General features: G+C 45.2%; 4 protein-coding genes. All 4 read right to left on the bottom strand.

The features are described 5' to 3' along the window. Positions 1-12: 12 nt before the first annotated feature. Positions 13-4,281, bottom strand: a complete 4,269-nt coding sequence (locus ACPEIW_RS05395) for a UvrD-helicase domain-containing protein (protein ID WP_425663497.1) — start codon at positions 4,279-4,281, stop codon at positions 13-15. Then, a complete protein-coding gene (locus ACPEIW_RS05400; protein ID WP_425663499.1) occupies positions 4,271-9,160 on the bottom strand; it encodes a PD-(D/E)XK nuclease family protein in 4,890 nt (1,629 codons plus the stop codon). The genes ACPEIW_RS05395 and ACPEIW_RS05400 overlap by 11 nt, the downstream gene beginning before the upstream one ends. A 445-nt stretch (positions 9,161-9,605) precedes the next feature. Further along, positions 9,606-10,373 (bottom strand): hypothetical protein, encoded by a 768-nt coding sequence (locus tag ACPEIW_RS05405; RefSeq protein ID WP_425663501.1) that lies wholly within the window; start codon positions 10,371-10,373, stop codon positions 9,606-9,608. 625 nt (positions 10,374-10,998) lie between these two features. Next, positions 10,999-15,018, bottom strand: coding sequence for a DNA-directed RNA polymerase subunit beta' (locus tag ACPEIW_RS05410; protein ID WP_425663503.1), 4,020 nt, complete (start codon positions 15,016-15,018; stop codon positions 10,999-11,001). Positions 15,019-15,083: the final 65 nt, after the last annotated feature.

The following is a 15,083-nucleotide window of genomic DNA, read 5'->3' on the forward strand; positions in this document are numbered from 1 at the left end:
AATACATTGATTCTAAAAAGACGCCTCGCTCAAAATCTCGTCACGAGTTTTGCACAACGCGTGAATCTCGCGATTTTCCGCACGCGCCTCGCTAACGTAGTAAAGAGTGGCGTCAATGCATCTTAAATCAACGTTTGTTGCGCGCGCAAGCAGTAACCTATACCAGTCAAGCTGCTCAAGTTTTAGGCGAATATCTTCCGCACTTTTTGGCCGCTTACCCGTCTTCCAATCAACGATTGTGTAGAGTTTTGATTCGTCGTTAGCGTCTAATCCTCCTGCAAAAACAGCATCCAAAGTGCCATTGATGATTCTATTTGCAAATTCCGCATTATCGATTTGCATTAAAATCGGCATTTCTGCAGCAAGCGGCACTCGTTTTGCCCAACGCGATTCTATAAGCCGTTGCTTCCATTCGTCTAGTTGAGCGTCTTGAGATTTGGCCAAACCATTAGCAAAGTCCGCATTCTTGCGACTTTGATTAAACTCATAAAGCAAATCTTTGCGAGTCTGAGGAACAAATTGCTCATCTAACAAAGTTCCGATTTTTACAACTGACTGCCACTTAGCGCACTCGGATGCACTAGAAGGCACTGCAGAGTCTACAAATTGTTGCGCCCAAGCGTGGAACTTGGTGCCAAGATTTGCATCAATTGACGAAACGGACGGAATTGGTCGAATACAAGCCAATAGATTGTTGTAAACTCTATCGTTTGCGCGCGCGCTAGCGTTTGCATTTGCATCAGGCGCAACCTTGCTTATTTTTTGCAAAGACGTTACGTTAAGCCTAGATCCGTTGGAAATCTTTTCCACCTTTTTTGCCAAGTCTTCTAGTGAATAATCGCCAGCATTTTGCGATGTTAAATCGGCATCTTGAACAAACGCTTTTGCGCGCGAATAAAGGGATTTTTGAGAAGATATTAAGGAAGATTCGCCATTAAAATCGCCAGTAAAATCTTCACTCTTAACAAGCTTTGCAGATTCTTGAAGCGAATTTTCTACATCTTCGCTCAAAGCACAAGGCCATTCAAGCACGCTTTCTTTAGCACGCGAATCGCTTTGAACTTTAATTTTTCCAAAATCTTTAGCAAACTCATGCGCAAAATCGCCGGCAATAAAGCCAAAAACGTCTTCACTGGAAACGTCTTCGCCAGAATCAGCAGAATCGCCAGCATCCGCAGAATCGCCAGAATTTTCCGCCTCGCATCTCTTAACCTCAATCACACCATTAAGCGACTTTATAGCTTCCATCGACTCCTTAAGAAACACCGAAGCTGCACGCTTTCGCCCATTTTCGCCTGAATCTCCCGAATTTGCTGAGCCAGTTAAAAGCGCTGCAAACTTTGCGCGCGTAAGAGCAACGTACATAAGGTGACGCTCGTCCATGTGAAGCTGAATTCCGCGCTCCTCACTTTGCGTAAATGGCATAAAATCAACGCTTTGCTGGGATTTATACGCGTTATACACGCGGCGCGTTTCTTCACTCAAAAAATCGCCAGAATCCGAAGAATCGCAAAAATCTACCTCTTTAACAGCCTGCGCAAAATCGCACAAAGCTTTGATTCTATCTGGCTTAATCTCGTCAAAAATCTTTTGCACACTATCCAAATCTTGCATTGCTTTTTCTGGGTGCATTGCCTCCGCGCGCGTGACTGTATGCGGAAAATGCGGCAAAATGTTGGCATCCACGCGCAACGCAGAAGGCACGCTTGCAGCAAACTCAATCGGTATGCGAGCGCTGGCTTGCCCATTGTCATCAATCTTTAGAGAATCTCCTTGATTACTTGGAAAAGCGCCCTCATTTAGCCCAACTACAGCAACTGCAGGCCATTGCAAACCTTTTGATTGGTGAACTGTCATTAAAACAACTTGTGCGCTATTTTGCTCTGTTATAGATGCTTGCAAATCAAGCGTTTTTGCTGAGTCAATCCAGCTTATTAGTCCGTGCAAACTAACATCTTGCCACTCGCCCATCTCTTGCACATACGTTTCTACAATCGCGTTTAGCGAATCTAGAACATTGTGCATGTCGTTAAGCATTGTTTGATTGCTAAAGTCCTTGTATTTTAAGGCCGCTCCAACAGCGCTATCAATATCTACGTTAAGCGCTTCAACAGCCGATTGCATAACGCTTGTTAGAGAATTTCTTTGCACGCGATCAACTTTATTTAGGATTTTACTAAGTCGACTTACTGCAGCAAATGCATGTGCGCTCAGCTTTTCTCGCATTTGGCTAACCCAATAATCGCCAGCAACCGCAGACTTACCAGAATCGCCAGCAACCGCAGACTTACCAGAATCGCCAGAATCCCCACTCGCCCCAAAATCGCCAAAATCGCGCATAATCAAATCCGCTAAATACACTCCGCCATAAATATTTATGACTTGCGCCGATATTTCCCCACTATTCGCCTTATTTCTAAGATTGCGAACGGCAGAATCCCACTGGCTTCTAGGCAATCCATCCTCAACAAGCCCAGCCGATGCATACACGTTGTAAAGATATTCCGTATTCGCACTATTTGCGATTGATGCCAATGCGCTCAAATCCGCAGTAGATAGCGCAAAACGAGGAGTGGCAAGAAGACGCATAAGCGAATTGGAGTCGCTGTGGTCTTGAACAACTCTTAGCAAACTCAAAACGTCTTTAACTGCAGGCTTTTCAATAATCGAAGAGTAGCCAACTATGCTTGTGCGAATCCCAGCATCCTCCAGTTTTTGAGCATATTGTGGCATTTTTGCTTTACTTCTAAAAAGAATTGCAAGTTGCGGCTCAAGCGGATTTTCGCCATATTTTTCAACGATTTTCTTAGCAAATCGCACAACTGCATCAATTTCTTCGCCTTGATTTGGCATAAATAACGCACCAACAGTGCCATTTGACGCATCCTCTTTTGGCTTTAAGGTTTCCACTTGCACTTCGCGATCGTCAATGCTGCTAAACCTACGACTTGCGTTTTGCGTTGAATTATCGCCATTTTCCGCGCGCATTGGCTCAGTTAGCGCGTTTGCAACTTTTAGTATAAACAGCGAATTTCTGCGCGTAACAGTTAGCGAATACTTGTTTTGCGCGCTTATGTTAAAGTCTTGCTCAAACTTGCAAAAAGCTCCAGTTGAAGCGCCTCTAAACGAGTAGATTGCTTGGAACGGGTCACCTACTGCCATAACATGCGTGCGATTCCCCTCTGCAGCAGCATTACCATAAAACAGCGTATTTATAAGCATTGCTTGCGTTGTAGAAGTATCTTGATACTCATCTAAAAGAACTTGCGAATATTGATTCCTGTATTGCGCACAAATCGAAGGGAAATGCGTAACCAAATAGTAAGCTGCAATCGTAAAATCGCTAAATTGCGCCATGTTTACGCGCTTTTTTTCGGCGTCAAATTGTAAAACAAGATCTAGCAAAATGTCTCGTTTTAGGCAAGCGTTGTATAGATTTATGCAAAATTGCAAGCACGAATCATCCCAATATTTTTCGTAATTTTTGCACGCATCCTTAAATTTTTCCGCAGACGCTTTCTCCACGTCTTGCTCGCTCATTCCAGCTGTTTTTTTGACTTTTTTGTATTTTGGAATTGCTGGAGCTTTTGCGCTTAGTGGCGATTCTACTTTTCTATCTGCAATAACGTTTTTTAAGTGTTTTGCAAACTCATTATTCCACTCGCGTATTTTTTGAACAGCTTGAGGCACGCTTGAGCACGTTGCGCCTACACTATCTACTCCAATCATCGAGCACGATATTTCGGAGCAAAGATTAATAACATCCGCACACAAAGTGTCAAAATTGTATAGCTTACTTAAATTTTTAGCGTTATTTTGTGGATTATCTAAATATTTTCCGATTATACTTTTTATGATTTCCATTGCGCCAGCATCGCTTAATGGCATTGTGTTTTGATTAAAGCCAACCAAAAGCCCGTATCTTCTTACGATTGATTGAAAGAACGCGTCGTACGTCATAACTTCTGGCTTTAAGAATGACTTTGCGCCATTTGCGCCAATTGAGCCGCTTGCACCGATTGCACTAACCTCCGCCGAAACGCGACTTAGCAATTCCGCAGCCGCCTTGTTTGTAAAGGTTAATCCCAATATGGACTCTGGCGGAACTTTGCTTTTAATTAAATGTATTACGCGGCGAGTCATAGTGTACGTTTTCCCGCTGCCAGCTCCAGCAACTATTAGCACGTCTTGATTAATCGGCGCTTCTATAACATTTTTTTGCTCTAAGCTTGGACCACTATTAGGTGTGGATTTTACGGCGCTAACGTTGTTATTGCTCATTTTTACCTTCAATCACTTCGTAAACAGTGTCCACTTTTTCCGCACACGCAGGGCAAACGTCTAAACATCTACAATAATTTTTATGATCCGCTTTTGGCTCTACAGCAAAACTTGTTGACTTAACAGCAGCAGCGGCAAAAAATACGCGAGATATCATCATAAGCGACCATTTTGCGCGCATTGGCAATTTCACAAAATCCGCCCACGCACTTTGACTTACGCCTTGCGCAGGATTTTGCTCATCAATACTTGGAAGATCGTAAAGGCGATTATTGTTAGAATATCTGTAACGACTTATGATTTCACTAGCGCTTAGCGAGCCATCTTCGTCAAACAGCGAAGGCTGACAAATATTCTCCGCAACGCCATTATCTTGCGCAGGAGAATCCTTATACACAACGTGGAACAGCGCGCTTCGCGCGATTTTTGTGTGCTTAAGCTTTAGCAATTGCTCATAGTCTTTGTTGTTTTCGGAGCAAAAAACAATTCCCAATTGATAACAAATAAGTTGCAAATCATTAAAAACTTGCTGTGTTTTAGGAACTTTTCCTGTTTTATAGTCGATTAGGCGAATTTGTTGCGTGTTGTCGTTTAACTTTCTAAGTTCCATGCGGTCGATTCGCCCCTGGATTCTAACGCGCAAATCGCATGAGCCGCCATTAGGCCATCCGCCTACCAAAAATCCCATTATTGAATAAAGATCTTCCAAACTTGTTTGCGTTTTAGCAACAAGATTGTACGCGTTTAGAATATCGTCAAAGCCAAAAGTGGCGTTTATTTGGCACTCGCAATAAGCTTCCTCAAGACTACCCAAAGGAACATCTGCAATAGTCGGCTTAGCTGTTTTTGACTTTTCTGGTGCAGGCAGAATCTTTGTTACAACACCATCTTCGTCTTTTTGCACAAGAATTGGGTAATTTTGCCCGTTTAGCGAGCCTACAAAATATTGAGAAATCGTGTAAAGCGCGCGGCGAACATTCAAATCGTTTTTTATAAAACGGTAGCGGTCTTTTACGTTAGAAATACTAGAATCACTTGGGCAAATCGAATAATAATGCTCAATCATCTTATTTGCAACGTCTTCAATCGCCTTTTTTTGCAAAGCGCTAAACGAATCAAACGAAAAATCAAAGTCCGCAGATTCCTGCGCACGAGTGCCAACAAACCCGCTAACAAACGCTTGAAGCTGTGGGTAGTTTTTGCGCAAATAATCGTTGTCTAAATGCTCATCTTGACTTGCCCACCTTGCAGTTTCGTGAATAAGCGTACCAAATTGTGCTGCCGTACTTCCTACGGCAGGCCCCGCAAATTTACTTTCCAAAAGGCAACAAACTGGGCAAGACCAAAGTTTATCTACCATTGAAGGAGATAGAGTTACAAGAGTTTTATTAGTGGAGGATTTTTCTTGTGACTTTTCTTGCGACTTTAGTGGCAATTCTTCTTGCGATTCTTCTTGCGACTTTGCGGTTGCTTGCGACTTTTGTGCCGCAGAATCAATCGCAGAATCGTAATTTTTACGCATAAAATCCCAATTATCTGGATTTGCTGCATCAACTCCGTTGTTTTTTAACAGATTTAACGCATTTAGCGCATCTTGAATCGTAGGATTTTGCGCCAAACTATCGCTATTCTTAGAGCCAGACTCCTGTTTAGCAAGCGTGATTCTAGACGCACAAACAAGACCTCTTGCATCGGCATCAACCGCCGCAAAATCGCCACAAAAATCTGTGTAGTCACAACTTCCGTCTTGATTTCTCCAATAAATCTCTGGCAAATAGTAGTACAAAAAGTCCGAAGGAACGCAATCATCACTATTCACCGCGCTAACGCAAAGATGCTTGCGAGCGCGCGTAATTGCCATTAGCAAGCTGCGCTGTTCGCCAGTAAAAATCGCTTGCTTATCGCTTACGCAAATGCCATTAGGGTTTTTAGAATACGCGTCAAAAAAGTACGTTATATCGCTACTATCGCCATCTCCACTTTCTCCACTTAAAATCCTGCTATTTAACACAATATCAACAAGCGTTTCCGAAGCAAACATAGTGCTTCTAGCAGCCGTATTTGGCCAAACTCGCTGCTGAACAGCTGGAATCCACACGTAATCCCACGTTCTTCCAACCGAACCAGAAGGCGTTGTAAGAGTCACAGCATCTGGAAGAGGAGCCACGCTTGCAAGCGAATCCGCTTCGATTTCCATTTGGCGAACTTGATCAATAAACTCCGCGATTGTTGGTCCAGCCGAACCTCCATTGGGCATCTGCTGGCTTTGCGAGACTGTATACGAGAATGAATTCGCATACTCAAAAAGACGCATTGCAGCGTCTAGCCTATCGTTTGCAGCGCGACCTTCATCATTGTTGCTAAGTGCTTGAATTTGCCACTTTTTAGCGCAATTGCAAAGATTCCAAGCTTTACTCAAAACGTAGCTAACTTGATTTTCTCCACTATTTTTAACTTTTTCAAGGTTATTTTTTAGGTTTTTAGAAAGTCTTAGCACAATATTAAACACGCGCATTAACGCACGCGTATGAACACTGTTTGGGCGCATTTTTTGCAAAACAGAAAAGATTTCTGTAGATTTTACGCCTTGAGCCTCTTCGTTTTCTAAATCGCCAGAATCGCCAGAATCGCCAGCAACCGAAGAGCAGCCGTCAATAAACGCCTTAAGAATCAAAATGTAGCACGACTCAATGCTAAATTGCGTGCTATTTGCGTTTGGTTGCGCGCTAAAAACGCGATTGTCAACCGTAACGCTTGCGCTTTCAATTGTAGATGGCTCGTTTGCTCTTAAAATGCGATTGCTAAGCACTTCCCATTGCTCTATAAGCTTACTCAACGGCGAATTTTCGCCGCTTTTGTTTGCGCCTGAAATAACTTCGCTAAGCGAACAGATCGAACGCATAAGAGAATCAACAGCCGCCAAATCCGCGCAATTGTAGTCGCCAGAATCCACGAGCGGACTTTCCAAAACGGTCTTTATTCTAGAACGAACAAAATGTGCAATCGAGTAAAGCGTGTAATTGCCCGAATGCACGTTTTTTGCTAAATCGTCAACGCTTTTTTGACTAAATTGCGCTAACTCAATAATCGCAAAAAGCGCTTTAATAAACGGCTCGTCTCTAAGCGCGCGCGTGACGCTCGAGTAGCGCACAGGAACTCCGTCTTTTCTAAGACGCTCGCCAAACGCGCGAACTGTTGCATTATCGTGCGCAATTAAGGCCATGTTTTTCCACGGAATCTTATTGTCTAGATGAGCGCGCTTTATTTGCCAAATAACGCAATCCATCTCTTGGCTAGGAGTTCTGTACAAATCGCCAGAAACCGAAGAATTTTCTGTTTTTTGCGAATTTAATTCGATTTTTTCTATAGGAAAAGCACCTTGAATATTGGCCATTTTCCAAGCTCTGCGAGCCATAGGCGTTTGCGTTGGCATAAGCGAAGCAATCGAAAGCGAAACGCGTGCAGAAAAGAGATTTAGCGAAATTGAGCGATTAGAATGGTTTAGAAAATCAGGGAGATTATGCGATTCTTGGCACTTTACATCTTGCGATATCTGTTTTGCAAAATCTTCGCCAAATCCTTCGAGCTTATAATCGCAAATTTTAGAAACAGCAGCTTGCATAACGCCATTTTGCGCTGATTCAATAACGTAATCTGGGTACGATCCGCGGAAGGATTGCACGGATTCGTCGGGATTTGCCGTTAAAACAATTCTCACGCCCAAGCGCGCTAGCGACTCAAGAAAAGCCAAACCAGCAAGCGTTACATCGTGAAAATCGTCAACAACCAGCATGTGCGGAAGGAAGAGTTTAAGAGCGTAAAACTCAAGGGAAGAATCGCAAGCCGCCGAAGATTCATTAGCACTATTGCAATGTAAATTATTAAAAATATCGTTCAAAATTTGAACGCCACTTGCCAAAAGCCTAGAAGAATCAAGCCTAAAAGCGTTCGGATACTTTTTGCGCACGCAATCCGCATACTCGCTTCTAAGAGCAAAAGCCAAATTCCATTGAGTTCTAATGCGGCTAACAATAATAGACGATACAAAATCCGACTGAACACTAAGCTGCGAGTCCAAACTGTTCAGCATATTTTTTTCCGCAAAATCGCTTACAATGCCCATCTCGTCTAAGCGCGCGAGCATATCTCGAAGTTGGTGAATAAAAGCGCTATTTACAGAGATGTTAGAGATGTAATTAGAATCGAGCGAATCACTAAAATCATGCGAATCATGCGAGTCCTCGCTATTTTGCGCGTTTTGTAATTTAGAAATTGTGTAAATCCAAGAATTTTTAGAAGAATCACTAGAAGAATCTTTAGAAGAATCTTTGGAATAATCGCTAGCAAAATACTCATTAAAAAGAGCGCAAACTTTGCAATTGCCACTATCGCCTTGCAAAACGTGATTAACGTGTACGCGCACAACTTCGCGAAGAAGCGCGTCTTGCTCTGCGCCATTAAGCAACTTAGGTGCAGGCATGCCAAAAAGCTTATTTCGCGCGGAAATCAAACTAAACGCAAGCGAGGAAAGCGTTCCAACTGGTCGCGATTGGTGTGAAACACCCAAGTTTTGAATCACGTAATCCGACATTCGTGCAGCAGTGGAGCGATTCTGAGCAGCAGCAACAGCAAAATCACTGCGAATAGCATTTTTTAGCAAAAGCTGCGCAGCGCGATTATTGAGCGAGCAAGGCGAACCAGCCGACGCGCTCCAATCAAAACGCAAACCCAAAAGCAACGCGTTAAGCGCAAAGCTTGACTTGCCAGCGTTTGGTGCTCCAAAAACAAGCAAAACATTGGTGTTGCGTTCATGCGCGTTTTTAAGAGTGCCATTTAGCAACGATTGAACAGCAGCCAGCGCAGAATCTTCCGTACACATAAACACAATTCTACCAACTGGCTTAGTTTGTATGTAACTTTGTAGTGCGAATGCGCTTTGACTGAGCTAACGATCACCTGCCTTGTGCTACTTATGTAGTGCGTTTGTATTAAAAAACACCAAAATCCAGTACAATCGCACTACAAGGCAGGTCATGTCGTTCGCACGTAAAGTCCACTGGACTTTACGTTTGAGCCAAATCACGCTTTGAAGGAGCTTGAAACGCGCTATGCAATTTCAAGCTCAGTCAAAGCGCCCATGCAAGTAGATTCGCGCGCGTGTCGTGTCGCTTGATTCCGCACTTTGTACCAAATTTGACCCAAAAATGGTACAAAACGCGGAAGGTCGCTCGCGCGGATTAACCGCGCTCACGTCTTCGCCGCGCAGAAGCAATGCTTCTGCCTTGAGCGGCTCAGCGCTCCGAATTGCCTTCTCGCGCTACGCTCTAAGCTCGAAGGCAGGTCGTCGCGCGATCGTTTTTAATCGCAAGAAATGCTATTCCAATGCCAATAAAAATCAGCGTAAAAATGGCAAGCAAATAAACAACACCAACTCCAAGAGTTGTGGAATTAAACGTGTTTAGCGCAAAACCAAACCACCCTGCAGGCGCTTTGTAGTTCAAAAAATTGTACGGCGCTGCCATAGCATGCTCTCCCCAACGCACGCCAGCAAACTCGCTTAGAGCAACAGCGTACGCAACGTAAGTGAGCGGCGGAATCGTAGCAAAATAAACGTGCGCACGGCTGGACTTGTATTTGTAGTCAAAAAGAATAAAGTCAAAAATCGCAAGCAACGGCGTTATAAAATGCACGCATAAGCTTGAGCACCCATTGTTCATGTACGCGCCAACAAATCCGAGCTTATTTGTAGGAGCCAAAAAGCACAGATACAGCGTAAACGTGACGGCAATCGAAATCGTCATCATAAACTTAAAAACGTACCATGCGTTTGGCTTTGAATCTACCCAGCCGCCAGTGCGCTCAGCCTGCACACCCTGCTCATCGCTTTTAGACTTAAGAGCACTTAGCGTGTCTAAAATCAGCGAGCCAAGCAGCGCAAAGCAAATCATCAAGTTAGAAAGATTCGTAAAATACGTTAGCGCCATTGAATCCCAAGACATTGCCATTCCGTAAATGGACGAAACTATTGCAATAACTCGAATTATGGTTCTTGTAACGTAATCTTTGCGCGTTAGGACTAGTGTTTCGCTCATTTTAAGCTCGCTTTCAAATAAGTTTTAATTCTTATTTATGTTCTTCGATTATTTATGTTTTTCGATTTTTCACATAAACACATTTCGTTTTACATAAATAAGATTTACTATACTTGACTCCGATCTATAAATAGCAAAACTTGCAAAATTTAATGTCGATTTTTGTAGATAATGCCAAATAATCTGCAGCTAACCCGCACAAACGACACGACCTGCCTTGTAGTGCGTTTGTACCGAATTTACGGCGTGTCGCCATACAATCGCACTACATAAGTAGCACAAGACAGGTCATGTCGTTCGCGCGGTCTAAGCGCGCTCACGTCTTCGCCGCATGTAAAGTCCACTGGACTTTACATTTGAGCGGCTCAGCGAATCGAAGTGCATTCGCGCACTACGCTATTCCTCACGGCTACTAGTAGCCGCTCGGCTGATTTGGCACATAAAGTCCACTGGACTTTATGCCTGAGCCAAATCACGCTTTGAAGGAGCTTGAAACGCGTTATGCAATTTCAAGCTCAGTCAAAGCGAACAAAAAAGCCGCTGCAAGATGCGTAAAACAACTTGCAACGGCTAGTCGAAGTGGACTTACTTAATTAAGCAATCACCCAATTAAGCAATCACATGATTACTCAATGTCATCATCGTAATCACTCTGACCACCTTGATCGTCAAGATAATCATCTGGATTAAAATCATCACCGAGCTTCATGTCTCCAAAATCAATGTTGGAGAAGTCAACATCCGCCATGTCGCTTTCACCAAAGTTTGATGGAGTGCTATTTTCAGCAGTCACAGCAAGATTTGGATACATAGCGTCACGAACTTCTGGATCCGCAGACACATCCGCATTACGGTAGCGCGCCAAACCAGTACCAGCTGGAATGAGCTTACCAATAATCACGTTCTCCTTTAGACCCTTAAGATCATCTTCCTTCTGACTCAAAGCAGCCTCAGTAAGCACGCGTGTAGTCTCCTGGAAGGATGCGGCAGAAAGCCAAGAATCCGTAGCCAAAGAAGCCTTGGTAATACCCATAAGCTCTGGTCGACCAGCAGCAGGCTTACCGCCATTCTTAACGGCAGCAAGATTTGCCTCGCGGAACTTTGCCTGATCCACAAGCTCACCTGGAAGAAGCTCAGTGTCTCCAGAATCAATCACCGTAATACGGCGAAGCATCTGGTGAACAATAACCTCAATGTGCTTATCGTGAATATCAACGCCCTGAGAACGGTAAACGTTGTGAACTTCTTCCACAATATTCACCTGAGCTGCGCGCGGGCCAAGGATTCGCAAAATCTTCTTAGGATCCACAGAACCCTCAATAAGCTGCGTGCCAACCTCAACGTGGTCGCCATCCTTAACAAGCATTGGAGCACGGCGAGTTACTGGGTAAACGATTGGCTCAACGGTTGTATCGTCTGGAGTCAAAGTGACCTGACGGCCGTGATCCGTATCTTCTACCTTCACAACGCCTGGGAACTCTGCTATTGGAGCCTCGCCCTTAGGAGTACGAGCCTCAAAAAGCTCGGTAACACGAGGAAGACCCTGCGTAATATCGCTTGCAGAAGCAACGCCACCAGAGTGGAAGGAACGAAGCGTAAGCTGCGTACCAGGCTCACCAATGGACTGTGCTGCAACAATACCAACAGCCTCGCCAACATCCACGAGTCGGCTTGTAGCCAAAGACCAGCCGTAGCACTTTGCGCAAACGCCACGCTTAGATTCGCAAGTAAGCACAGAGCGAGCCTTAACCTCTTCAACGCCGTGCGCAACCAAGCTGCGCAAAACGTCCATAGAAAGCGCGTCTCCACACTTTGCCAAAACTGTTGTGCCGTCTGCTGGATCGAGCACGTCTGCAGCAAGCAAGCGCGAGTATGGGCCACCATCAGCAGCCTTAACAAGCGTCAAATTGCCATTTTCGTCGCGGTCTGCAATCTTCATAACAAGACCACGCTTTGTGCCGCAATCTTCTTCGCGAACAATAACTTCCTGAGAAACGTCCACAAGACGACGAGTCAAATAACCAGATTCTGCTGTACGAAGTGCGGTATCTGCCAAGCCCTTACGAGCGCCGTGCTGCGAGATGAAGTACTCCAACACGGAAAGGCCATCGCGGTAGTTTGACTTAACAGGACGAGGAATAATCTCACCCTTAGGATTTGCCACTAAGCCTCGCATACCAGCAATCTGACGAATCTGCATCCAGTTACCACGCGCGCCAGACTGAACCATAATGTTCACGTTGTTGTCGTCGTGGAAGTTCTCGCGCATTGCGTCTGCAACCTTATCGGTGCACTCTGTCCACAAGTTAATCAACTCTTGACGACGCTCTTCGTCGGTAAGAAGACCCATATCGTACTGGGAGTTGATTTTTGCAGCCTGATCCTCGTAATCTTGCGCAATTTGCTCGCGATTTGGAGGAAGCACAATGTCGGAGAATGCCATTGTAACGCCCGACCAAGGTGCGCGCGTAAAGCCAAGATCCTTCAAAGCATCGAGGCTTGCGGCGACCTGAGCGGTGGAATAGCGCGTAGCAATGTCGTCAACAATCTTAGAAAGAACACCCTTTGGAACCTGCTGGTTTACAAACGGATAGTCCTCTGGAAGAGTGCTATTAAACAGCACGCGACCGCAAGACGTTGCAAACAGAACAGTTCCATCCTTAAAGCGCTCTTCACGCACAACATCTGGGCTGCCTGGCTCTGGGTCTACAACCTTAAGCTCGGAAGGCTCCCAATCCTTTGGCAAAACAAAGTCTGCAGGAACGCGGATTAACACCTTAGCTTGCATGTCAATCTCGTGCTTGTCTAGCGCCATTTGAGCTTCTGCAAGCGAGGAGAAGATTCGTCCTTGACCCTTTGCACCGTCGATTACGGTAGACAAGTAGTACAAGCCCAAAATCATATCCTGAGATGGCATTGTAACGGTGTGACCATCTGCTGGCTTTAAGATGTTGTCGGATGCCATCATCAAGCTGCGAGCTTCTGCTTGAGCTTCGGCGGAAAGTGGCAAATGCACTGCCATCTGGTCACCATCGAAGTCTGCGTTGAATGCTGCGCAAGCAAGTGGTGGCAAGTGAATTGCCTTACCTTCAACCAAGATTGGCTCAAATGCTTGAATACCCAAGCGGTGAAGCGTAGGTGCGCGGTTAAGAAGAACAGGATGCTCGGAGATGACTTCCTCGAGCACGCCCCAAACCTCGGAATCTCCGCGATCAACAAGACGCTTGGCGCTCTTCATATTCTGCGCAAAGCCCTGATCTACCAAACGCTTAATAACGAATGGCTTAAACAGCTCCAACGCCATTGGTTTAGGCAAGCCGCATTGATGCATGCGAAGGCTTGGACCAACAACGATTACGGAACGGCCAGAATAATCAACTCGCTTACCGAGCAAGTTCTGGCGGAATCGGCCCTGCTTACCTTTAAGCATATCGGAAAGCGACTTTAGTGGCCTGTTGGACGCACCCGTTACAGGGCGACCACGGCGACCATTGTCGAACAGCGAATCAACAGCTTCCTGAAGCATGCGCTTTTCGTTATTAAGCATGATTTCAGGAGCGCCAAGCTCAATCAACCTCTTCAAACGATTGTTACGGTTGATTACGCGGCGATACAAATCGTTCAAATCGGATGTTGCAAAGCGGCCACCATCAAGCTGAACCATTGGTCGCAAGTCTGGTGGGATTACTGGAATAACGTCCAAAACCATTGCTTCTGGCTTGTTTCCAGTAGTCAAGAACGCGTTAACAACCTTAAGTCGCTTCAAAGCGCGCGCCTTGCGCTGACCAGTACCATTGTCGATTTCTTCGCGAAGTTCTACAGCAGCAGACTTAAGATCGAAGTCTTGCAAGCGCTTCTTGATTGCTTCCGCGCCCATGCATCCTTCAAAGTAGTCGCCATAGCGATCTTCCATCTCTCGCCAAAGATCAACATCGCCTTCCATATCTCCTGCACGCAAGCCCTTAAAGCGATCGAAAACTGCGTTCAAACGCTGAATTTGCTCGTCGTAGCGAGTACGGATAGCAGACATTTCGCGCTCAGCTCCAGCACGCAACTTAGACTTTGCGCTACCTTTTGCCTCGCCCGATTCTTCTAGCTCGTGAAGATCTTCTTCTGCTTTCTTTGCGCGCGCATCAATCTCGTTGTCGCGGCGCTTACGAAGATTGCCAATTTCGGTATCAAACTCGTCTTGCAAGTCTGGAAGATCCTGGTGACGCTGCTCTTCGTCTACCTTAGTAACCATGTAAGCTGCAAAGTAGATGACTTTTTCCAAGTCTTTTGGAGCAATGTCGAGCAAATATCCCAAGCGGCTTGGCACACCCTTGAAGAACCAAATGTGTGTTACAGGAGCCGCAAGCTCAATATGACCCATGCGTTCGCGGCGAACGCGGCTGCGTGTAACTTCCACGCCGCATCGCTCGCACACGATTCCCTTAAAGCGCACGCGCTTATACTTGCCGCACGCGCACTCCCAATCGCGAGTAGGACCGAAAATCTGCTCACCGAACAGACCATCCTTCTCTGGTTTAAGGGTACGGTAATTAATGGTTTCTGGCTTCTTAACTTCGCCGTGGCTCCAGCTACGGATGTCTTCGGCAGTGGCCAGTCCAATCCTCAGTTTGTCAAATGCGTTGACGTCCAGCACTATTATCGTCCTGTCTCATGAAATTGTTTTTCTAAGTTTCTTAAAGTGATTAGTGATTAGTGATT

The sequence above is a fragment of the Gardnerella piotii genome, from assembly GCF_049815665.1.
GTDB classification, from domain to species: Bacteria; Actinomycetota; Actinomycetes; order Actinomycetales; family Bifidobacteriaceae; genus Bifidobacterium; species Bifidobacterium piotii.

Bases quoted from the DNA above. Each gene is read 5' to 3' on its own strand.
- ACPEIW_RS05395 (WP_425663497.1), bottom strand. From the start codon at position 4,281: ATGAGCAATAACAACGTTAGCGCCGTAAAATCCACACCTAATAGTGGT.
- ACPEIW_RS05400 (WP_425663499.1), bottom strand. From the start codon at position 9,160: ATGTGTACGGAAGATTCTGCGCTGGCTGCTGTTCAATCGTTGCTAAAT.
- ACPEIW_RS05405 (WP_425663501.1), bottom strand. From the start codon at position 10,373: ATGAGCGAAACACTAGTCCTAACGCGCAAAGATTACGTTACAAGAACC.